Annotated in this window: 22 protein-coding genes and 1 tRNA gene; 18 read left to right on the forward strand and 5 right to left on the reverse strand. The window is 66.0% G+C overall.

Annotated elements, in window-relative coordinates:
* Window positions 1-278: 278 nt before the first annotated feature.
* Window positions 279-2927 carry a relaxase domain-containing protein gene (locus HRU76_09860; protein ID QOJ17867.1) on the forward strand — a complete coding sequence of 883 codons (2649 nt, stop codon included), beginning with the start codon at window positions 279-281 and terminating at the stop codon, window positions 2925-2927.
* The gene (locus tag HRU76_09865; protein ID QOJ17868.1) at window positions 2917-3333 is read left to right on the forward strand and encodes a hypothetical protein; all 417 of its coding nucleotides are present in this window, start codon (window positions 2917-2919) and stop codon (window positions 3331-3333) included. Before HRU76_09860 ends, HRU76_09865 begins: the two co-directional genes overlap by 11 nt.
* Before the next feature lie 5 nt (window positions 3334-3338).
* Here HRU76_09865 and HRU76_09870 read toward each other — a convergent pair whose 3' ends face one another.
* Window positions 3339-3554 (reverse strand): hypothetical protein, encoded by a 216-nt coding sequence (locus HRU76_09870; protein QOJ17869.1) that lies wholly within the window; start codon window positions 3552-3554, stop codon window positions 3339-3341.
* 263 nt (window positions 3555-3817) lie between these two features.
* Here HRU76_09870 and HRU76_09875 point away from each other — a divergent pair, with 263 nt between their 5' ends.
* The 3 genes from HRU76_09875 (at window position 3818) to HRU76_09885 (ending at window position 5938) form a co-directional block, all read left to right on the forward strand.
* A complete protein-coding gene (locus tag HRU76_09875) occupies window positions 3818-4828 on the forward strand; it encodes a hypothetical protein (GenBank protein ID QOJ17870.1) in 1011 nt (336 codons plus the stop codon).
* A gap of 202 nt (window positions 4829-5030) precedes the next feature.
* Window positions 5031-5624 (forward strand): recombinase family protein, encoded by a 594-nt coding sequence (locus HRU76_09880; GenBank protein QOJ17871.1) that lies wholly within the window; start codon window positions 5031-5033, stop codon window positions 5622-5624.
* On the forward strand, window positions 5609-5938 hold the full coding sequence (locus HRU76_09885) for a WGR domain-containing protein (GenBank protein QOJ17872.1): 330 nt from the start codon (window positions 5609-5611) through the stop codon (window positions 5936-5938). Before HRU76_09880 ends, HRU76_09885 begins: the two co-directional genes overlap by 16 nt.
* A gap of 1 nt (window position 5939) precedes the next feature.
* Here the strand turns inward: HRU76_09885 and HRU76_09890 are convergent, their stop codons facing one another.
* Window positions 5940-6239 carry a hypothetical protein gene (locus HRU76_09890; protein ID QOJ17873.1) on the reverse strand — a complete coding sequence of 100 codons (300 nt, stop codon included), beginning with the start codon at window positions 6237-6239 and terminating at the stop codon, window positions 5940-5942.
* Between the two features lie 163 nt (window positions 6240-6402).
* Between HRU76_09890 and HRU76_09895 the strand changes: the two genes are divergently transcribed.
* From HRU76_09895 to HRU76_09945, 11 genes are all read left to right on the forward strand, one after another.
* The gene (locus tag HRU76_09895) at window positions 6403-8316 is read left to right on the forward strand and encodes a hypothetical protein (protein QOJ17874.1); all 1914 of its coding nucleotides are present in this window, start codon (window positions 6403-6405) and stop codon (window positions 8314-8316) included.
* 167 nt (window positions 8317-8483) lie between these two features.
* Window positions 8484-8744: a hypothetical protein gene (locus HRU76_09900; protein QOJ17875.1), complete on the forward strand. Its 261-nt coding sequence runs from the start codon at window positions 8484-8486 to the stop codon at window positions 8742-8744.
* A gap of 101 nt (window positions 8745-8845) precedes the next feature.
* A complete protein-coding gene (locus HRU76_09905) occupies window positions 8846-9145 on the forward strand; it encodes a hypothetical protein (GenBank protein QOJ17876.1) in 300 nt (99 codons plus the stop codon).
* A 180-nt stretch (window positions 9146-9325) separates the two neighbouring features.
* Complete coding sequence (locus HRU76_09910) at window positions 9326-9490, forward strand: DUF1232 domain-containing protein (GenBank protein QOJ17877.1); 165 nt, start codon at window positions 9326-9328, stop codon at window positions 9488-9490.
* Window positions 9487-10320, forward strand: coding sequence for a ParB/RepB/Spo0J family partition protein (locus HRU76_09915; GenBank protein ID QOJ17878.1), 834 nt, complete (start codon window positions 9487-9489; stop codon window positions 10318-10320). Before HRU76_09910 ends, HRU76_09915 begins: the two co-directional genes overlap by 4 nt.
* A 99-nt stretch (window positions 10321-10419) precedes the next feature.
* Complete coding sequence (locus HRU76_09920) at window positions 10420-11916, forward strand: TraM recognition domain-containing protein (GenBank protein QOJ17879.1); 1497 nt, start codon at window positions 10420-10422, stop codon at window positions 11914-11916.
* Between the two features lie 36 nt (window positions 11917-11952).
* Window positions 11953-12600, forward strand: coding sequence for a hypothetical protein (locus HRU76_09925; GenBank protein QOJ17880.1), 648 nt, complete (start codon window positions 11953-11955; stop codon window positions 12598-12600).
* A gap of 27 nt (window positions 12601-12627) precedes the next feature.
* Window positions 12628-12924, forward strand: a complete 297-nt coding sequence (locus HRU76_09930) for a hypothetical protein (protein QOJ17881.1) — start codon at window positions 12628-12630, stop codon at window positions 12922-12924.
* A gap of 21 nt (window positions 12925-12945) precedes the next feature.
* Window positions 12946-13716, forward strand: coding sequence for a J domain-containing protein (locus HRU76_09935; GenBank protein ID QOJ17882.1), 771 nt, complete (start codon window positions 12946-12948; stop codon window positions 13714-13716).
* 15 nt (window positions 13717-13731) lie between these two features.
* Window positions 13732-13947, forward strand: coding sequence for a hypothetical protein (locus HRU76_09940; GenBank protein ID QOJ17883.1), 216 nt, complete (start codon window positions 13732-13734; stop codon window positions 13945-13947).
* Window positions 13948-13952: 5 nt separating this feature from the next.
* Window positions 13953-15443: a recombinase family protein gene (locus HRU76_09945; GenBank protein ID QOJ17884.1), complete on the forward strand. Its 1491-nt coding sequence runs from the start codon at window positions 13953-13955 to the stop codon at window positions 15441-15443.
* Here the strand turns inward: HRU76_09945 and HRU76_09950 are convergent.
* A tRNA-Pro gene (locus HRU76_09950) sits at window positions 15425-15498 on the reverse strand. The two genes, HRU76_09945 and HRU76_09950, sit on opposite strands and share 19 nt — an antisense overlap.
* Before the next feature lie 183 nt (window positions 15499-15681).
* Here HRU76_09950 and HRU76_09955 point away from each other — a divergent pair.
* Entirely contained in the window at window positions 15682-16413 is a 732-nt protein-coding gene (locus tag HRU76_09955; GenBank protein ID QOJ17885.1) for a winged helix-turn-helix transcriptional regulator, read from the forward strand.
* A complete protein-coding gene (locus tag HRU76_09960; GenBank protein ID QOJ19164.1) occupies window positions 16407-16646 on the forward strand; it encodes a thioredoxin family protein in 240 nt (79 codons plus the stop codon). Before HRU76_09955 ends, HRU76_09960 begins: the two co-directional genes overlap by 7 nt.
* Before the next feature lie 135 nt (window positions 16647-16781).
* On the opposite strand, the gene topA is transcribed toward HRU76_09960, so the two are convergent.
* Together topA and HRU76_09970 are read right to left on the reverse strand one after the other, a co-directional pair.
* Window positions 16782-19529, reverse strand: coding sequence for a type I DNA topoisomerase (gene topA / locus HRU76_09965; GenBank protein ID QOJ17886.1), 2748 nt, complete (start codon window positions 19527-19529; stop codon window positions 16782-16784).
* Between the two features lie 388 nt (window positions 19530-19917).
* Window positions 19918-20142 carry a DUF378 domain-containing protein gene (locus HRU76_09970; GenBank protein ID QOJ17887.1) on the reverse strand — a complete coding sequence of 75 codons (225 nt, stop codon included), beginning with the start codon at window positions 20140-20142 and terminating at the stop codon, window positions 19918-19920.
* Between the last annotated feature and the right edge of the window lie 35 nt (window positions 20143-20177).

Here is a 20177-nt window from a genome sequence, read left to right on the forward strand (position 1 = left end):
CGTCAACGCCCGGGCGACCCACCGCTGCCGGACAGGAAGCGGGCGAGGGTGCCTTGGCGATGTGCCGCATCGCGCTGTCGCTGCACCGGGGGCGATTCAACGCCGGCGCTCGTGCCGCGGCCGTACCGCTTCGCGTAATGCAGAGGGAGAACCCATCCGACGGGTGAGCCGGCAGGCCGCCTGTTGCCGGCGTGAAACACCGCCGTGAAAGAAAGCAACCCTCACGCGAACAACTTCTTGACGATTGCGAATGAAGCGGTAGGAACTATCGCGTCACCATGCTTCGCATCATCCAGAACAACTCGCCCGACCGAGCCAGAAGCTACTACTCCACCGCCGACTACTACGTGGAGGGCCAAGAGCTCGTCGGCGTCTGGAAAGGCAAAGGGGCAGCGCGGCTAGGGCTGTGCGGCAACGTCGGCCGCGAAGAGTGGGACGCCCTCTGCGACAATCGTGACCCACAGAGCGGAGAGGCACTAACACCCCGGACGAAGCGCGACCGCCGCGTCGGCTATGACTTCAACTTCCACGTGCCGAAGTCCGTGTCGATTCTCTACGGCCTCACGCGCGACGAGCGTATTCTCGATGCGTTCCGGGAGTCGGTTGAAGCCACGATGGAGGACATCGAGGCGGAAATGCAGGCGCGCGTGCGTGCCGGCGGTCGGAATGAGGACCGTGCGACCGGCAACATGGTCTGGGGCGAGTTTGTGCATTTCACGGCGCGCCCGGTCGAGGGTGTTCCCGACCCCCACCTGCACGCACACTGCTTCGTGTTCAACACCACCTGGGACGATACGGAATCCCGCTGGAAGGCGGGGCAGTTCGCGGGGCTGAAACGCGACGCGCCGTTCTTCGAGGCGGTGTTCCATTCTCGACTCGCGCGGCGGCTCGAAGAGTTGGGTCTGCCGACGCAGCGCACGAAGCAGGGCTGGGAACTGGCGGGCGTGCCGCTGTCGGCGATTGGGAAGTTCTCGCGGCGCACGGCGCTCATCGAGGAACAGGCCCGCGAGAAGGGCGTCACGGACCCGGAGGCAAAGGACAGGCTGGGTGCGAAGACGCGGGAGAAGAAGCAGAAGGACCTGGCGCTGGATGAACTGAGAAGCGAGTGGGTGTCGCGAATGACGTCCGACGAGCTGGCCGCGCTTGAAGGGGTGAAGGGCCGGCTCGGCATGGACAGTCTGCCGGAAGACGGGCGTGCGGCCCGTGAGGCGGCGCTGCACGCCGTCGGCCACTGTTTCGAGCGCAGCGCCGTCGTACCGGAGCGGAAGATACTCACGGAGGCCATGAAGCGAGCCGTGGGCAAGGCGTCACCAGCATCGGTGATGCGCGGCCTTTCGGTGGAGAACCTGGTGGTGGCGGAGCGCAATGGCCGGCGGCTCGCCACCACTCGAAGCGTCCTGGAAGAGGAGACCCGGATGTTGGCCTTTGCCCGCAGCGGGCGCGGAGCATGCCGCCCGCTCGGGGCCGCCGGCTACGCGCTCAAGCGCGACTGGCTGAATGCCGACCAGCGACGCGCGGTGCGGCACGTGCTGGACTCGAACGACCGCGTCATCCTAGTTCGCGGCGCCGCCGGCACTGGCAAGACGACGATGATGAAGGAGGCGGTCGAAGGTATCGAAGCGGCCGGGAAGAGGGTGTTCGTCTTCGCGCCATCAGCCGACGCGAGCCGTGGCGTGCTGCGCGACGTGGAGGGCTTCGCCGAGGCCGACACCGTGGCGCGGTTGCTGGTAGACGAGCGATTGCAGGCGCGGGTGGCCGGGCAGGTGATCTGGATTGACGAGGCTGGGCTTCTCGGCTCGCGGATGATGGGCCGGGTGTTCGACCTGGCCGACCGGCTGGGTGCCCGAGTCGTCCTTTCCGGTGACCGGCGGCAGCACGGCTCCGTAGAACGCGGGGCGGCGCTGCGGCTGCTCGAAGAGGAAGCCGGGCTGGTGCCAGCCGAGATACGTGAGATTCAGCGGCAGCGCGGCGACTACCGGGAAGCCGTGCGGGCGCTCTCCGAAGGCCGGACGCAGGACGGCTTCCGCGAGCTCGACCGGCTGGGCTGGGTACGCGAGGTCGGCGAGACGGAGCGTTACAAGGCGCTGGCTGAGGACTACGTGCGGACCGTGGAAGAGGGGAAGACAGGGCTTGTCGTCTCGCCGACGCACCTGGAGGGCGAGTGGATTACCGACGAAATCCGTGCCCGCCTCAAGCAGGCGGGAAAGCTGGGGGAGGGGGAACAGACCTTCCTGGCGTTGGAAAGCGCCAACCTGACCGGAGCGGAGAAAGCCGACGCGCTCAACTACGCGCCGGGCGACGTACTGGTCTACCACCAGAATGCCAAGGGGCATCGCAAAGGTGAGCGGGTCATTGTCGGCGACGATCCGCTGCCGCTCGACCAGGCAGAGCGCTTTCAGGTCTACCGGCCGTCGGTGCTGCCCATCGCCCCCGGCGACGTGCTGCGCATCACGCGCAACGGGACCACGGCCGACGGGCGGCACCGGCTCAACAACGGCTCGCTCTACGCGGTGCGCGGCTTCGACGCCGAAGGGAACATCGTGCTGGCCAACGGCTGGACCGTGTCGAAGGACTACGCCCACCTGGCGCACGGCTACGTCGTGACCAGCCATGCCTCCCAGGGCAAGACCGTGGACCGCGTGTTCATCGGTCAGTCGTCCGACTCACTGCCGGCTACGTCGCGCGAGCAGTTCTATGTCAGTGTCAGTCGTGCCCGTGAACGCGCGACCGTCTACACCGACGACAAGGAAGCGTTGCTGGAGGCGGTGAGCCGGTCCGACGACCGGCTGACGGCGACGGAGTTCATCGCGGGCCGTGACCAGCGTGACCGGGCAGCCACGCTTCAACGGCTGGAGCGCCTGGCGGCGATGTACGACGCCGGTCGGGCCATGCACCTTGAACAGGAGCGATTGATCCATGAGCGATAGTGCCGTGCTTCAGCGTTACGTGACGGGCAGGGATTCCCGTCTCGGCATGGCCGCCGAACACGCCGAGCCGGATGCCTGCGACGATTTGGGCGCCTTCGGCTGGCTGCGCGGCATTCGTGAACGTGCCGTCATGCTGGAACTGCGTCGCAAGGACGGCAGCATCGTCGCCATCGGCTACGGCTGGCTGGAGCGGGTTGCCTTTGACCCGTCTGAGGGCATCACGATCTTGGCGGCCGGGAAGAAGATCCGCATCAGGGGTCGCAATCTGAACGCGGAAGTGCGTCCGTCGGTTCGGCTCTTCGAGGGCATCGCCCGGCACCGCGTGTCGTGGATACGCGAAGCAGATCGGAGCATCGGTTTGCAGGCCGGCGACCGCGATACGATAGTGGATTCAATCGAGTGGTGACGCACTCAGCGGCCGCGCCCGCGTCCCCGGTGCTCGTCGGCGGCGTGTTTGCGGTTCAGCTCGCGCAGCAGCGGCTGGAGCACCTGCATGACCGATGCCGCGGCCATCACGCCCATGCAGATCATGGCGACCTTGTTGAACACGACGGCGTCGGAGGCCGGTGCGGTGCGGGCCATCTGCTGGGCGGTGTTGGCGAGGTGCAATGGGTTAGGTGCGGACATGGTGAAGCGACTTGTTGACGTACTCGACCATAGCGCATCGCGTCGGGCTTGTGAATGACATTTGTGTTACAGTTGCGCGACTCACCATTCGCATGCCTTGTGTTGCGATTGGTTTGCATATCGCATTTTCCACCTAGCGAGCACGATCGCGTTGTCGGCCACGTGCCGTTCACTGCGCGGCGGTGCTTCACTGCCACCTTGTCTTCGTAGTCCGCCGGGAGTAGTGTGGGCGAACACTCATTCAGTATTGATGGAGGGATCACATGGGACTTGGTTATGAAATGGTGGAGGCTCTGCTGCGAGAACACGCGTACAGGGCGTTGACCGGCAATGTGGTGACTATCGGCAAGCAAACAATATACTTTCAGCCACATGAGATCATAGCGCTCATGCGCGAGCACGGCCATACTCCAGAAGTCGGGCCAGAGGACCTCCAAGTTGATAGCAGCACTGTAGGACGCCGCATCTCCCATGCCGGGCTAGACCTGATCAGCGATTCTGCTCTGTTTGCGCTATTGGGCGTGCCGCAGCTGCTTTCGCTCGATCATAGCGACTACGAGGGCGCCGACATCATTCACGATCTGACCGAGCCGCTGCCCGAGACACTGAGAGGCTTCGCAGACTTCGTAGTTGATGGCAGTACATTGGATAACACCTTTGACCCGGCCAGGACCGTGACGAACTTTGCAGACTTCCTCAAGCCGGGAGGCCGGCTGCTGATGATCAATCAGTACAGCAATCATCATAACCCGTATGTGCTGCTACCACCACTGTGGTACTTGGACTACTTTACGATGAATCGGTTCGTGGACTGCAAAGTGTATGTTGTGCTGTATCCGCCGGCCACTGGCGGCTCCACAGGCCACCACAGCAACATATTCTGTATCGACCTGCGGTGCCTGCTCGACAAGGAGCGGCAAGTCTCCGCGTTTGTGTCCGACTGGGAAATGGGTGTCATTGTTCTGGCGGAGAAGGGCGTGGACTCAACGAGCCATGTCTATCCGTCGCAGCAGCACTACAGGCCGACTGGGGAATGGGACACGTATCGCGCCAATCTGGCACGGATCGCAGCCTCGGCGCGCCCGCATCTTGTCAGGACGCGGGGCAGTATCACGTTCACGAACGTGAGCGGTGGTCACCTCTTCATCGATAATGAATTCAATGCCTGCGACCCCACGAGCGCTATACGGCGAAGCAGCGGTACAGCCAGCAGTGTGGGGTCCTCGGCGCGTGGCGCGCTGCGTCGGCTCTGTCATGCATTGAAGGCAGCATGAAGCGTGCGTGACACCACGGCGACCGTGGTCTGCAACTGCAACGGGGGCGGGGGACAGATGTTGCAGTGTGTCAAGTTGAGGTGTACCCCATCCTGATGTCAGACAGTTCCGGGCGGTTCTGTCAGAATGGAGTCGCCGCAAGTATTTGTTGACAGGTGCGGCGCGATGTCATAGAGCTTTCCTGACAGTTCATGGAGGGCGGGTGTCGGGGAAGGGGCAACGGATCGGGTACATTCGGGTCAGTACGCTTGATCAGAACGCGGAGCGGCAGCTCGATGGCGTCCAACTCGACCGCCTGTTCACCGACCACGCTTCCGGGAAGGATACAGAGCGGCCGCAACTCAAGGCGCTGCTCGCCTACGCCCGCGAGGGCGACACGGTCGTCGTTCACAGCATGGACCGCCTGGCCCGCAACGTGGACGACCTGCGCCGCATGGTGCAGGAGCAGACCCGCCGCGGCGTCCGCGTCCAGTTCATCAAGGAGAACCTGCTCTTCACCGGCGAGGATTCGCCCATGGCCAACCTGATGCTCACCGTCCTCGGCGCGGTAGGTCAGTTTGAGCGCGAACTTATCCGGGAGCGGCAGCGCGAGGGTATCGCACTGGCCAAGCAGCGCGGCGTGTACCGCGGCCGCAAGCGGGCGCTGTCGCCGGAACGCATCGCGGAATTGCGAGCCCGCGCCGCCGGCGGCGAGAAGAAGGCACGTCTCGCCCGTGAGTTCGGCATCAGCCGCGAGACGCTCTACCAGTACCTGCGGGAATCATCGGCGACGGAGGCGGCGTGCTCGAACTTCTGACGATCGCCCTTGAGGCGCACAGCGATCAACTCAACCATCACCGGCGGTACGAACTCGCCGTCGGCCAGGACCTGCTCGGCGACTGGGTCGTGACCGTCCGCTACGGCCGGGTGGGGCAACCCCTCCGGGAGCTTCGGTTCGCCAGCTCGGATGCGGAGAAAGCTCGCGCCATTCTGCACGATCGGTTTCGGCGGCGGCTTTCGGCACCGCGGCGGATCGGGTGTGCGTACCGGTTGGTCGGGTTCACCGCGGAGCATGGGTCGGAGCCGGGCAGGTGGGTTCCGAGCACCCTGTTGGCAAAGATGCTCTCGTGAATCACCGACCGCGCCGCGGATGGCGCGGGGCGTTCTGGATGGCCCATGTCAACGTGTCGTAGATCTGCTCGTCGGTTCCCTGGATATGCAGCGTGTCATTGTCCGTGATTCCAAGCCCCGCCAGTAGACGGACGAATCGCTCCGTTGGCACCTCTTCATCTGGGACAACGTGGAAGATGAGCATTGACTGACCCTTGCCATCTCTGTTGAGCGATGCACTGAAATCAAAGGGCGACAGCCCGTGCCGTTCGGCCAGTTCATTCAGCCGAGTGAAGATCGCTACCTCCCAGTTGTCGGTCACCACCTGTCATGCCTATCGAAGCGAGTTGCGCTCTCACCTGCGTAGCACGGTGTGGCGGCAGTCGGCAAGCCGATTCTGCGAGCAACGGGGCGGGGCCTGGTACCTGCGGAAGGCCGGTAGAATCTGGCGCGATGCACCGTCTGCCCTTGGGAGCCGCGAAAGGATGCCTGCCGAGCCGTCACCGGACAATGAGAGTCCCCGAAAGCTCCGGCTTGTCTCGAACGAGGCCAGGCAAGCCGTTGACGCCTTCCTTCAGGCGATGGCGGAAGACCCGCTGCGATTGACGACGGGTTTCTGCCGGCTGGACAACGTATTCGATCGGCTTGGAAATGAGCAGACCATTCCGGCCCTCATCGAGGCACTGGACGATCCCGATACGCATCGCCGCTTGGTCGCCGCCGCCGTGCTCCGCGGGTTCGCGCTGCATGAACCGGGGAGCGTTGATGATGGCAAGGCGGTTGAGAGGGCAAGCGAGTTATTGATCGAGGCGCTGTGGCGGGGCAACTCTGATGTGAAGGCGGCGGCGTGTTACCTCATGGCGATCGGCGGCGCTCCGCCCGGTGCCGAGACGTTCCTCAAGGGGCTGATGCGCGGGCCGGATGAACTGGTGCGCGTGATGGCTGCGGTGGCCCGGATCACGATTGCTCCCGCCAATGCCAGAGTGCTCGGGACGTTGCGGCGTGGCCTTCGCCACGAGCAGCAGTCAATCGTGATGATGTCGGCGATCGGGTTGCTATATGGCGACCCGTCAGCCCCCGAGGCGGTGGAGGCGATTACACCGATCCTGCTGAGCGGCGCGCCGGACGCGCAGTACGCGGTGCTGACCGCCATCAAGCGACATGGACACGCGGCGGTGGGGTTCATGGGCGCATTGCAGGAATTGATTGCAGACCCCCGCGTGCGACCGGACGTGCGCGGCTATGCCTGTTCGGTGCTGGGGTGGGTCACGCGCGGAACGGATGCTGCGACAGACGCGTTACTGGCGATACTGTTCGCCGACGATTCGTACCTGATCCGAGGCGCAATCATGGGGTTCGCGGAAGTCGGTCATGTGCCCGATGACGCGCTTGAACGTCTGGCCGATCTGATAGCGGCCGAGGATGAGGACGTGCGTATCGCCGCCCTGAGCGGTGTGCGAATGATGGGGCCGCGGGCAGGGCCAGCTCTGCCACGGCTGCTGGAACGAGTAGGTGTTGATACCGGCGTGCGCGTCGCGGACGGGCTGGCGGACGCGCTCGCGTCGATCGGCGCTGTCGCTGCACCAGGAATTGTTCGGCGCCTGCGTCAGGGAGACTGGCGGGAAGTACCGACGTTGGGCGTGGCGTTGACGCGCATGGGGACCGCAGGGGCACAGGCAGTCGTGGCGGCCCTCGAAGTGGAGCGGGAAGACCATGTGCGCGGGATGCTGGTCGGGGTGCTGCGCGACATGCCGGAGTCCGCGAAAGCGGCTGTCGTGCCCGCCTTGTCGTCGTTGCTTGACCGGACACGCGACGGCTTCGCTGCGAGCGTGCTCGTGGCCGCCATCGGATCGGCGGGCACGGCCGCGGTGCAGGCGGTGCCATCATTGATTCGCTGTCTGCTTTCGGCGGACGATGAGCTGGCTTTCCGTGTTGAGCAGATTCTGCGAGGTATCGGGCCGGCGGCACTTCCCGCCTTGGAGGAGGCCCTGGAGACGGCGAGCAAGGAGGAGAAGCATCGGCTGGCTGGCCTTACGGCTTCGCTGTGGTCAGCCGGCGAGGGAGACTTCGAGGTCTATGAGTCGCTCGGCAACGACAAGATCTGGGCGAGATTTGAGCATGTTTTAGATCTCCTCTCGGAAGGGCCCAAGTCATTCAAGAGCATGGAGGCCACACTCGAACAGCACCAACGTGCGGGTCTGATTCCGAGCGACCTTGAGATTTCCGAACGTTCGCTCCTCGACGCGATCGAGGCCATAGAGGCCCACCTCTCGCGCAGCATGGTCGATCGCAAACCGGGACGGCCGAGCGTGCTCACTGACGACGCGAGCCAGCTAGTCGGTGAGGTGAAGGAATACCTGCGGCGCAAACGGCTGCTTCAGCGCTCAGAAAGCGGTTGACAGCGCGTCGGCGCTGTGCCACCGGTAGCGGAGAGTACTACCGGAGGCACATGGGGGAAGAGGCGAAGACACCACGATTCGATCCGAGGGGCATCAAGTTCCCAACCGATGCGATCACGCTCGGCCGAATGCGCGCGGAGGACCCAGCCATTTTCACAATCCAAGGGATGGGCAAGGCGCTGGCCTGGGAAATCGACGCATTGCTCGTGCACAACGTGGAGTTACAGATCGCCGACCGGGCATTCGAGCTGGCGCTTGGTCGGCCTGAACCGATAGGCGACACGCGGCAGGATCAGATCGGGATGCTCAACAAGGCATACAAAGAGTACGGACTTAGCGCAGGGATGCATCAAACGCGAGAACTAGTGCGGGACATTGAGGCCGCTGCAGTGGAACAGGCCAAACGACACAAGGGGCAGAGCCGCTAAGTAAATGGCGTCACCGGAGGCACATGGGGGAAGAAACGAAAGCGCCACGATTCGATCCGAGGGGCATCAGGTTCCCGAGCGACGCGATTACGCTCGGGCAGATGCGAGCGCGGGAACCCACTCTCTTTCGTCCGCCTGTACTGGATCGACTCGGTGCCACGGGCATTGATACCATTGCGACTCATCGCTGGGAACTCAGGCTCGCCGAGAAGGCGTTCGCCGAAGTCCTGGGGCTGCCGAATCCACTCCACGACGACGGGCGCAGCCTCGTCGAGATGCTCAATCGGGCGTACAAGCTGTTCGGCGTGAGTTCCGGCATCCAGCAGACCTGGCAGCTCGTGCGCGACTTCGAGTCCGCTGCGGCCGAACAGGCCCGGGGCATCGCCGGCAGGTCTCGCTGACCCCCAAAGCTGCCCTCCATCCGTAATCAATCCCGCCCGGCCGCTCCGCAATCCGTTTGCGGATGTTGAGCGTTTTGGCTCCCGCCCTCTAGAACCTGGCAGAAAACACGCGACCCCGCCCGACGGCCCGCCGGCGGGAGGCACGCGGCGGATGCCGGGCGGGTCAGGAGGAGCGCTGCCATGCGCAAGATCGCCATCGTGCTTGGCTGTCTGTTGTACGTCGTATCCCCGATCGATCTGGCACCGGATTTTCTGCCGGTGCTGGGACAACTGGATGACCTCGGCGTCATTGCCCTCACCGTGCAGACGCTGCTTCGGAAGGAAGAGAGAGCAGGGAGAGCATGACCATGCCGGGACACGTCATACAACAGGTTCCGACGAACAAGCCTGTGTCGCCCGGCAACGTGCGGGCGCGGCTCGACGAGGAAGAGCAGGTATCCCTGGCACAGAGCATCGCGCAGAACGGCATCCTCGTGCCGCTGCTCGGCCATTACGAAGGCGACGCCATCATCGTGGACGACGGGCACCGCCGGCTCGATGCTGCGCGGCGCGCCGGCCTTGCGACCGTGCCGATGCTGATTGCCGAGAAGGCCCCGTCGCCGGCGGAGCGTGTGACGCTGCAACTCCTGGCGAACACCCAGCGCCAGGGCCTGAAAGTCACGGAGCATGCCCGCGCGCTGCACGAGCTGATGCAGGCGACGGGCTGGTCGGCGGCGGAGGTGTCGCTGCGCTTGGGTCGTCCGTCCCCCGGCACGATCTCGAAGTTACTCTCGCTGCTCGTGCTGCCGCGCGATGTGCAGGACCAGATCGACGCGGGGCGCATTCCGATGAGCAGCGCTTACCAGATCGTCACCGTGCCGGATGCGGCGGAGCGGCAGCGGCTTATCCAGGCGGTGCTCGAAGGCCGGCTGACGCGCGACCGCCTGGTCGCGGAGACGAAGGCCGTCAGAGCGGGCCGGCCCGTTCCTCGAACGAGCACGCGGCAACGGGTTGCGCGCGAGCGCGTCGTCATCCGGCTGGGCGAGGGGCGTTCAGTCGCCGTGTCGGCACCGACGCTCAGTGTTGATTCGGTCATCACCTGGTTCATGGACCTTGCCGAGCAGCTCCGGGACGCCGGCGCCGACGGTCGGCCGCTGGCGGAAGTCGCCAGGAGCATCTCGGGCAACGGCAAGTAGGAGACTCATCATGGAACTCATCCCGACATTCGTGCTGTTCATCATCGCCACGTTGTGGAAGTCGGAAGAGGACGCCAAGCGGAAGGCGGGCAAGTAGCCATGCTCGGACTCTTCAGGAAACGCAGGCCCGCCGTGCGCGGGCCCTCCGACCTGCTGGCGCTCCCGCTGCTGCACTGGTCGCGGGACGACGCCTGGACGCTGCGCGACGCGGTGGAAGGCGCACTCATCCTCGGCGCGACCGGCTCGGGCAAGACGAGCGGCTCCGGCCGGCTGCTCGCCCGCACGATGCTAACGTGCGGTTTCGGCGGTCTGGTGCTTACCGCCAAGGCGGACGAGCGCGCCCTGTGGGAGGGCTACTGCCGGGAGACGAAGCGGCTCGACGACCTGGTCGTCTTCGGCCCGGGCGAGCCGCATCGCTTCAACTTCCTCGACCACGAGATGACCCGCAAAGGCAGCGGCGCGGGATTGACCGAGAATGTGGTCAACTTGCTCTCAACAGTGCTGGAAGTGGCGGAGCGGCAGTCGGCTGGCGGCGGCGGGCGGGATGACGAAGGATACTGGAAGCGTGCCCTGCGCCAGCTCTGCCGCAACGTCGTGGACCTCCTGGCCCTGGGTAGGGGTCGCATCGCGGTGCCGGACCTCTACCGCGTGGTCGTTTCCGCGCCCGCGTCGCCGGAACAGGTCTGCTCGGACGGATGGAAGGCTGGTTCCGAGTGCTTTCGCTGGCTCTCGGAGGCAGACAAACGCGACAAGACACCGCGCGAGCGGGCGGATTTCGAGATCGTCGCCGACTACTGGCTGCGCGAGTTCCCTTCCCTCAGTGACAAGACGCGCAGCGTCATCGTCTCGACCTTCACATCGCTCGTGGACGTGCTGAACCGGGGAATGCTGCGGGAGCTCTTCTGCGGCGAGACGACCATCACGCCGGAAGCCGTGCAGGACGGCAGGATCATCCTCATCGACCTGCCGGTCAAGGAGTTCGGGGAGGTCGGGCAGTTCGCGCAGGTGCTGTGGAAGTATGCCTTCCAGCGCTGCATCGAACGGCGCAGTGTGCAGGCGAATCCCCGACCGGTGTTCCTGTGGGCGGATGAAGCGCAGCACTTCCTCACCAGCTACGACTTCCAGTTCCAGGCGACGTGCCGGTCGGCATGGGTGGCAACGGTGCTGCTCAGCCAGAACTACAGCAACTTCGTGGCCGCTCTCGGCGGCAGCGAGAAGGGCCGCGTCGAGACCGACTCGCTGCTGGCCAACCTCAATACGAAGGTCTTTCACGGCAACAGTGACCCGGTGACGAACGAGTGGGCCTCGCGGCTCATCGGCCGCACGTTGCAGTGCAGGGCAAGCGGCAATCACTCGCACGCCGCGGACGACCAGGTGAGTGCTCTGCTCGGGCTTGATTGGGCGCGGGAGAACGGCACGACGAGCGGCGGCTTCTCTGAGGTCATGGAGGCGGAGGTCGAACCGCGCGAGTTCACGCGGCTGCGAACGGGCGGGCCTCCGAAGTGGATCGTGGACGGCATCGTGTTTCAGAACGGACGGGTGTTCAACGCATCGGGTCGAAGCTGGCTCCCGGTGCAGTTCAACCAGAAGACTTGAGCGCCAGCATGAAGTGAACGGCAAGGAAAGGCGGCATTGACCGCCCGCGCGGTCACTGCGCGCACGCGGACAGGAGACCTGATCATGTGGCAACGGCAGGAACCGGAACCGGTCGCATCAAAGAAGGACTTCAACAACTTCCTGGGTGTGATGACGTTCATCACCCGGACGCTCGGCGTCACGGTCGAGGTCTTCCTGCGCCGCTCGGATTCGTTCGGCGAGCGTTACTTCGGCCTCCAGGCCGCGGCTGGCACGCTGTGCATCCTCTTCTGGCCCGTCTTCTGGGAAGGCCACAGCGCCGAGCCGATGCTCGTTTACCTCGCGCTCTACTGGCTCGCGCTGCTTTCGGCGCGGATTCGCACGAAGTCGCGCATCCGGCGCGGCGGTGCGCAACCGCACACGCTCTACAACGGCACGCCGACGCTCGCGAAGGTCTGGAAGCGCAGCTCCGAACACCGGATCAAGACGGTCATCGAGCCGCTCTACATGCTCTTCATCGCGCTGTGCGTGGCCACCATCAGCGTCCCGCTCGCGGTGTACCTGGGGTTGGCCGGCATGTGCGCCGCCGCCTCGTCGGGCATGAGCGGCGCGCTCCAGCATCGTCGCTCGATGGACCTGCACGACGCCTTTGTTGAACAGCGCGACATGGCGGCCGCATTCCGCCGCATGCGCGACGGACGGTAATCCACTCAATCACAGGAGACCTGAATCATGGTACGCGAAGAGTCAACGCAGAAGATCGGCGCCGGGCACGCCTCGGCCATGTTCCGCCAGGGCCTCGCGGAACTGCGTGGCGCTCTCTATCCCGAATCCAACGTGGCGCAGCCGACCGTGTACGGCATCTACGGCACAAAGACGCCCGGCGAAGTGATGCAGGAGCGCCAGGGCGAATCGCTCGACCCCGACGAACAGCCGTCCATCCTCGAAGAGCGCCTCAAGCAGGCCGAGCAGCAGCGCGACGCCGACAAGGGCCGCGAACCCGAACCCCCGCAGCAGGAGCGCGACTGACGGCGCAGAAGGGAGCCGCGTATGGACGTGGTCTTCATCGTTGCGGCGGTGCTGAGCGGCCTGTGGTCGGCTTGGCGGAGCCGTGGGAATGCCAGGACAGAGTTCGCGTCGAGCGCGACGTTGCGGGCGTACATGTCGCCGGCTGTCGCCCGACGCGAGGTCATCCGCTATCTGACTGCACGTGGCTGCACGCTTGTCAACAGCGTCGGAGAGTGCGACGGATTCCGCCGTGGCGAGGACGGTCTTCGGCGTCTTCGCGGCCCCGGCAGCGGGCCGTGGTATGCGCTGCCGGTCATCGTGGCGGCGGTGTGCTACGAGAGCGAGGGGCGGCTCGTGCTCCACATGCGGTTCAGCCTCGCCCCCTTTGTTTCCGTTTCGTCGTCCGGGACGCGGTATTTCCTGGAACGAGCGGGGGCTGAGTTCGCCCAGGTGGCGAGCTACGTGGAGCAGTTTGCGAGCGAATACGCACAGCGGCGTCGAGAGCATAAGCGCCGGCGTCGCCCGAACCATCGCTGGTATCCGGGCGACGAAGAGGAAGCGCACGCGCAGGAATCGCCGGCGTCGCCCGACCCGACCGACGACGATCTCGGCGTGCTCGGCCTGAAGCGCGGCGCTTCATGGGACGACGTGCAGCGCGCCTATCGCGACGCCTGCCGCAAGTACCACCCCGACGGCTTGAATGGGAAGAACGTCGAGCCGCACCTGGTCGAGCTAGCGGTGCAGCGTTTCAAGGAAGTGACCGTCGCCTACCAGCGCCTGCGCGACCGCATGGCGCGGCAGCACCAGACCTGAGGGAGGCGAGAGGACGTGCGGACGCGGAAGGTCCATCCAGAACCGGAGAAGGCGCGCGGCGACGCGCCTGTCGCCGTCCCTCCCGGCACGCCGGAGTGGATCACGCCGGAGCTCATCCGCCGCACGCTCCAGGTCTGGCAGCCGTACTACGCGCAGAGGCTCACGCCCGAAGACGCCGTTACAATACTCCGCAACGCCGGAGAGTTGTTCGCGGTTCTGTCGCGGGAGTGAGCGTCATGAAGCGGTTCGTCGCCCTGGCACGGGTCAGCAGTCGGGAACAGGAACGGGAGGGCTTCTCGCTCGCGGTCCAAGAGGACGCGCTCCGGCGGTACGCCGCCTCCGCCGGCGGCGAGATTGTTCGGCTCTTCCGCATCGCCGAGACGGCGAGCAAGAGCGACGAGCGCAAGACTTTCCGCGAGCTCATCGCCTACGCCAAGAAGCACGCGGAGGAACTCGACGGGCTGCTCTTCTACAAGGTCGATCGCGCCGCCCGCAACCTCTTCGACTACGTGGAGCTTGAGCGCCTGGAGAGCGAGTACGGCCTCGCCTTCATCTCCGTCTCGCAGCCGACGGAGAACAACCCCGCCGGCCGCATGATGCGGCGGACGCTCGCCAACATGGCGAGCTTCTACACCGAGCAGCAGTCCCTCGACGTGAAGGAGGGCCTCGCCCGGCGGGTTCAGGAAGGCTGGTTCGTCGGCAGGGCGCCCTACGGCTACAGGAACATCCGCCGGGACGGGCGCTGCATCTCGGAGGTCGATCCGCCGGCGGCGGAGAACGTCAAGCGCATCTTCCACCTCTACGCCTACGAGCCGCTCACGCTCGATGCGCTCCGCGACCGGCTGCACGTCGAGGGGCTGACCTACCGGCCGGAAGCGCCGAAGTTCACCCGCAGCAAGCTGCACGCGATGCTGACGGACCGCTCGTACATCGGGGAAATCCCGTTCAAGGGGCAGTGGTATCCGGGCCGGCAGCAGCCGCTCATCGACCGTGCTACGTGGGCCCGCGTGAAGGCCCTGCTCGGCGGCCACGTCTACCACACCCACCAGATGACCTACGCCGGCGACCGCATCGCCTGCGCCCACTGCGGCCGCGCCGTCACCGGCGAGCGCAAGACGAAGCAGACGAAGTCAGGGGAGCGGCACTACGTCTACTACCGGTGCAGCGGCTACACCGCGCCCGGGCATCCGCGCGTGCGGGTGACGGAAGCGGAACTGGACCGGCAGGTGCTCGCGCTCTTCGGCCGCATGAAGGTGGAGGACCCGGAAGTCCGCGACTGGTTCCGCCTTGTCCTGGCCTCACAGACGCGGGACGCGCAGCGGGACTCACGCGCCCAGCGGGAGGAACTGACGCGGCAGGCGTCCCTGCTCGTCAATCAGCAGGATCGGCTGCTCAACCTGCGGCTGGCCGACGACGTGGACCAGGAGACCTTCGCCCGCAAGCACACGGAACTCCGCGACCGGCTGGCGTCGATCAAGCTCCAGCTCGACGTGCTGGACCGCTCGCACGACGAGACGGCGGAACTGGCGTCGAAGGCGTTTGAACTCTCGCAAACCCTGCAAGAACAGTGGGTTACGGCCGACTACGCCACCAGGCGCCGGCTGCTCGAAATCGTCTGTTTGAACTGCCGGCTGGACGGCGCAACCCTCGTGTTTACAACGAGAAAGCCCTTCGACGTGCTCGCCGAAGGGCTTGAACTCTCGAAAAGTCGGGGTGAGAGGATTTGAACCTCCGACCTTCTCGTCCCGAACGAGACGCGCTACCAAACTGCGCTACACCCCGTGAGGCGCGGGCGCTGGCCCGAGTGGGCAGTAAAGGACGGATTCTCCCGATTGTCAATGAACCGGCGCGGACCGTCGGCCGCTTCACGGTTCCCGTATCGCGGGCCGGGATCGGCGGCGGGGCCGCCTTACTCGCGGGCTTGACAGGATGGTGGTTGGCCATATACTTAGGACTCCTATGCAAATGTCCGGACCAACTCGAACCGAGCCGGTTCTGGCGGATGAAGCGGCGACGAGACTCGCCGCCGGGCTGGCCCGGCTGAGCATGGCCATGCGGCACCACGCCTGGGCCGAGCGCGGGCGCGACGGGTTGACGCCCACGCAGTCGCAGATCCTCGCCCTGCTCGCGGTGCGGGACGGCCAGGGCCGGACCATGACGCAACTGGCCCGGGACATGGCGGTGACGCCGCCCACCGTGAGCGACGCCGTCGCCGCCCTGGAGCGCAAGAAGCTGGTGACGCGGACCCGGTCCGAGGTGGATGGCCGCCGGGTGGAGGTGCGTCTGTCGCGTCGCGGCGCACGGCGTGCCGCCGCCTCGACGCTGTGGCCCGAGGCGCTGCTGCGAGCCATCGACGCCATGGACGAGATGGAGCGGGCCACGCTCACACGCGCGGTGGTGAAGATGATTCACGCGCTGCAGGAAGCCGGTCACATTCCCGTGGCGCGGCTGTGCGTCACGTGCCGCTTCTTCCGGCCCAACGTCCATCCGGGGGAGCGGCGCCCGCACCACTGCGCCTACGTGGATGCGCCGCTTGGAGACGGCGACCTGCGGCTGGATTGTCCGGAGCACGACGTCGCCGCGCCGCCCGAGCGCGAGCGTCTGTGGATGCTGTTTATCGAGGGTCGGCCCGTCGTCGGGGCGTCTCCGGCGTCGGGCGCCTCGCCTTCACCCGATTTCAGGAGCCAGGCATCATGAAAACCGCCACCTTCTATCACGCCGGATGCCCCATCTGCGTGGACGCGGAGCGCCAGCTGGCGACTTCGCTCGATCCATCGAAGTTCAAGGTCGAAGTCGTTCACCTGGGCCAGTCGAAGGCCCGCATCAGCGAGGCGGAGCGCGCCGGGGTGAAGTCGGTGCCTGCGCTGGTGATCGAGGGCAAGCCGTTTCACATCAACTTCGGCGCCTCACTGGCTGACCTGAAGAAGTGAAGCGTCCCGATCGTCTGACTGCGTGGGCGTGGACACGGCCCGGGCGCGACATGCCCGGGCCGTCTTCGTCATCGGGTTGATCCGCGGGGGCGGAAGGAGGCGTGCCCGGCGTCTGATCGTGGCTATCGAGGCGGTTCACGCCGCCTCGCGTTCCCTCTCCGCCGCGGCGTCGGGGTGGATCTCGAGGTGAGCCACACCGCCGGGGATGAGGAGGGACTGGATGGGCGTGCCATCCGGGATCGGCTTGCCGTCGAGCGTGCGCAGGTCGATGGGCGGGTGACTCTTCATGTGTTCCGCGAGCTGGCTTTCCAGCCGCTGCTGTGTGGGACCATCAAGTTTGTTCCACGCCAGCCGCCCGCGGCACTTGGGGAACTTCGAGCAGCCCAGCCACGGTCCGCGTTTGCCGTCGCGCAGGTTGAGCGGGGACTGGCACTTGGGGCAGGGCAGGTCCGTCACCACCGGCGGCGGGGCGGGATACTTGATGCCGCCTTTCTTGTCGAGGTTCAGAATGTACTTGACGGCGGGGTAGTTCACGCTGGCAAGGAAGCGGCCGAACCGCCCGGTGCGCAGAATCATGGGCGATCCATCCTCCGGGCAGGCGATGTTGACGCGCTCGGGCAGCAGCGGGCGACCCTCGCGGTCGATCGGGGCGGCATAGTCGCACGCGGGGTAGGCGGAGCAGGAGAGGAAACGCCCGTTCTTGCCGAAGCGATAGCACGTACGGTGACCGCACTTCGGACACTTGTAGGGGGCTGGCTCGATCTCGGCCTTGGCGTGGGACATCTCCTCGTGGGCGCGTTCAAGCGACCGACGGAACTCGCGGTAGAACTCGGCGAGCATGGCCGTCCAGTCGATGTGCTGCTCCTCGATGCGGTCGAGCTGGGCTTCCATTTCGCGCGTGTAGCCCACATCCATCAGGTCGGGGAAGCCCTCGATGAGTTTGTCGGTGACGACCTCGCCCAGATCGGTGGCGTGGAATCGCCGGTCGATCTGCTCGACGTAGGCGCGATCCTGAATCACCTGGATGATTGACGCATAGGTAGACGGACGCCCGATCCCTTCGGCCTCGAGCTTCTTGACCAGCGAGGCCTCGGTGTAGCGGGGCGGGGGAGACGTGAATCGCTGCCCGGCGTCGATGTCAAAGGGCGTGAGCTCCTGCCCTTCCTTCAGCGGCGGCAACGTCTGCTCCTCCGCGGCGGCGGGCACGCCCGAGACGCGGTAGAAGCCGTCGAAGACCAGCACTCGCCCCGTCGCCTTGAGGACCGCACCGGTGTCCTTGTCCGAGCGGCGCAGGAGGATGGTCGTGGCGTCCCACTGCGCCTCGGTCATCTGGCAGGCGACGAAGCGGTTCCAGATGAGGCGGTAGAGCTTCACCTGCTCGGGGGGCAGGATGCCCTCCAGCGTGTCCGGGTGCCGGGATGCGTCGGTGGGGCGGATGGCCTCGTGGGCTTCCTGCGCGTCCTTGTTGGAGGAGCCGTAGAAGTTGGGCTTCTCGGGCAGGTACCTGGGCCCGAACGTGCGGCCGATGTACTCCCGGGCCATGCTCAGCGCCTCGCCCGAAAGGTGCGTCGAGTCGGTGCGCATGTAGGTGATGAGCCCGACCTGTCCCTCGCCGGGGATGTTGACGCCCTCATACAGCGCCTGGGCCGTGCGCATGGTGCGCTGCGTGGAGAAACCCAGCGCGGTGGAGGCGGCCATCTGCAGCGTGGACGTGATGAACGGCGGGCCGGGGCGCGAAGTCGTCCGCCTGGTCTCGATGGACGCCACCCGGTAGCGGGCCCCGGGATCCACCGTGCCCGACACGGTGCGCAGCGTCTTCGCCGGACCCTTCCCGTCGGGGTTCGGCTGGCTGGCGACGCGCACGTCGCGCAGCCCCACGGCGGCGGCGATGCGCTCCACGTCCTTCGACAGGTCGCGCGGCTCGGCCGCGGGGCAGGTGAGCTCGAACTTCGAGCCGCCCAGTTCGGCCAGCTCGGCGGAGACGGCTTTACGCTCACCGAGCCAGGCGTTGCGCACCTTGAGCGTGGGCGGCTTGCCCTTCTCATCGCGCTGGGAAAGGAGTTGCTTCCACGCCGGGCCGAGTTTCGCGGCTTGGGCGGCGTCGAGGGCCAGCCGCACGTCCACTTCCCAGTACTCGTCGGGCACGAAGGCGCGGATCTCGCGCTCGCGCTCGACGATCAGTCGCACGGCGACGGACTGCACGCGGCCCGCGCTCAGCCCTCGCGCTACCTTCTTCCAGAGAAGAGGCGAAACCTGGTAGCCCACGATGCGGTCGAGAATCCGACGCGCCTGCTGGGCGTTGACCTTGAACTCGTCGATCGGGTGCGGGTGGGAGAACGCCCGCTCGATCTCCTGCCTGGTGATGGCGTTGAAGATGACACGCTTGGCCTGGGCCGGCTCAATGCCCAGTTCCTGCGCCAGGTGCCAGGCAATGGCCTCGCCCTCGCGGTCCAAGTCGGTGGCGAACCAGACTTCGGAGGCCTTGCGGGCCAGCTGCTTGAGTTCCGTGACGGTCTTCTTCTTGCCCGGCAGGATCTCGTAGGTGGGTTGGAACTTGTGCTCCAGGTCCACCCCCGGAACCGGTTGCTTGACGCCCTTGGGATTCTTGCTGGGCAGGTCGCGGATATGCCCCACCGAGGCCCGGACGGTGAAGCCGGGACCGAGGTACTTGTTGATGGTCTTGGCCTTGGCGGGCGACTCGACGATGACCAACTGTCCACCCCCGGAAGCGCCACCCCCGGAAGCGCCACCCCCGGAAGCGCCACCCCCGGAAGCGCCACCTTCGCCTCCGGCTCTGCCCGACTGGCGGAGCCCGGCGCGCTTCACGCCGCCCTTGGCTGAAGGGGGGGTGCGGCTGGCGGAGGTGTTCTTCCTGGTGGCCATGGACGAGGGGCGTATCGGTCAGGGACCGAGAGAACGATGACAAAGCGGGGGCCGAATGGTCACTTCGGCCAGTCGGACGGGGTGCCGAGAGGAGGCGATCACACGGTGAGAGGCGACTCCCCGGGCAGGGTTCTATTCAACCGGAGCCGCGGGTCGGGTCAAGGAACGCGAGCGGCGGTTCCTGATCCCGGGTACGTGGGGAGTCGGGGCGGATGCCTCGCCGGGCGTGGCTCGGACCTGGCGTCTGGCGCGCGGAAAAAGGCCGCCGGAAAGCCGGTCGCGCCTCCGATCGACTCATGGCACGTGGGGGCAGGGCGTCGTGAACCATGAACCGTCGCAAGGTCGCGACCGACTCGTCCGGCGGCCTTGGAATGCCGAGCAACTCGGCTCAGGCCACCGCGCCGCGGGCGCCCCAGCGGGCGGAAAGCCCCTTGACGGCGGCGATCTGGTACACCGCAGCCAGCCCGACGAGGATGTAGACCACCTTGGCCAGCATGGCGGTGTTGCCGCCGAAGATCGTGGCCACCAGGTCGAACTGGAACGCGCCCCACAGGCCCCAGTTGAGCCCGCCGACCACGAGAAGAACCGCCGCGAGAATGTCGAATGCCTTCATGACTGCCGCCTTTCGTTGCAAGGGTGTGAAACCGA

Source organism: Phycisphaeraceae bacterium (genome assembly GCA_015709595.1).
In the GTDB taxonomy this organism is placed as follows: Bacteria; Planctomycetota; Phycisphaerae; order Phycisphaerales; family SM1A02; genus CAADGA01.

Bases quoted from the DNA above. Each gene is read 5' to 3' on its own strand.
- HRU76_09910 (QOJ17877.1), top strand. From the start codon at position 9,326: ATGCGCAAGATCGCCATCGTGCTTGGCTGTCTGTTGTACGTCGTATCC.
- topA (QOJ17886.1), bottom strand. From the start codon at position 19,529: ATGGCCACCAGGAAGAACACCTCCGCCAGCCGCACCCCCCCTTCAGCC.
- HRU76_09915 (QOJ17878.1), top strand. From the start codon at position 9,487: ATGACCATGCCGGGACACGTCATACAACAGGTTCCGACGAACAAGCCT.
- HRU76_09860 (QOJ17867.1), top strand. From the start codon at position 279: ATGCTTCGCATCATCCAGAACAACTCGCCCGACCGAGCCAGAAGCTAC.
- HRU76_09870 (QOJ17869.1), bottom strand. From the start codon at position 3,554: ATGTCCGCACCTAACCCATTGCACCTCGCCAACACCGCCCAGCAGATG.
- HRU76_09895 (QOJ17874.1), top strand. From the start codon at position 6,403: ATGCCTGCCGAGCCGTCACCGGACAATGAGAGTCCCCGAAAGCTCCGG.
- HRU76_09900 (QOJ17875.1), top strand. From the start codon at position 8,484: ATGGGCAAGGCGCTGGCCTGGGAAATCGACGCATTGCTCGTGCACAAC.
- HRU76_09955 (QOJ17885.1), top strand. From the start codon at position 15,682: ATGTCCGGACCAACTCGAACCGAGCCGGTTCTGGCGGATGAAGCGGCG.
- HRU76_09935 (QOJ17882.1), top strand. From the start codon at position 12,946: ATGGACGTGGTCTTCATCGTTGCGGCGGTGCTGAGCGGCCTGTGGTCG.
- HRU76_09905 (QOJ17876.1), top strand. From the start codon at position 8,846: ATGCGAGCGCGGGAACCCACTCTCTTTCGTCCGCCTGTACTGGATCGA.
- HRU76_09865 (QOJ17868.1), top strand. From the start codon at position 2,917: ATGAGCGATAGTGCCGTGCTTCAGCGTTACGTGACGGGCAGGGATTCC.
- HRU76_09945 (QOJ17884.1), top strand. From the start codon at position 13,953: ATGAAGCGGTTCGTCGCCCTGGCACGGGTCAGCAGTCGGGAACAGGAA.
- HRU76_09875 (QOJ17870.1), top strand. From the start codon at position 3,818: ATGGGACTTGGTTATGAAATGGTGGAGGCTCTGCTGCGAGAACACGCG.
- HRU76_09930 (QOJ17881.1), top strand. From the start codon at position 12,628: ATGGTACGCGAAGAGTCAACGCAGAAGATCGGCGCCGGGCACGCCTCG.
- HRU76_09920 (QOJ17879.1), top strand. From the start codon at position 10,420: ATGCTCGGACTCTTCAGGAAACGCAGGCCCGCCGTGCGCGGGCCCTCC.
- HRU76_09970 (QOJ17887.1), bottom strand. From the start codon at position 20,142: ATGAAGGCATTCGACATTCTCGCGGCGGTTCTTCTCGTGGTCGGCGGG.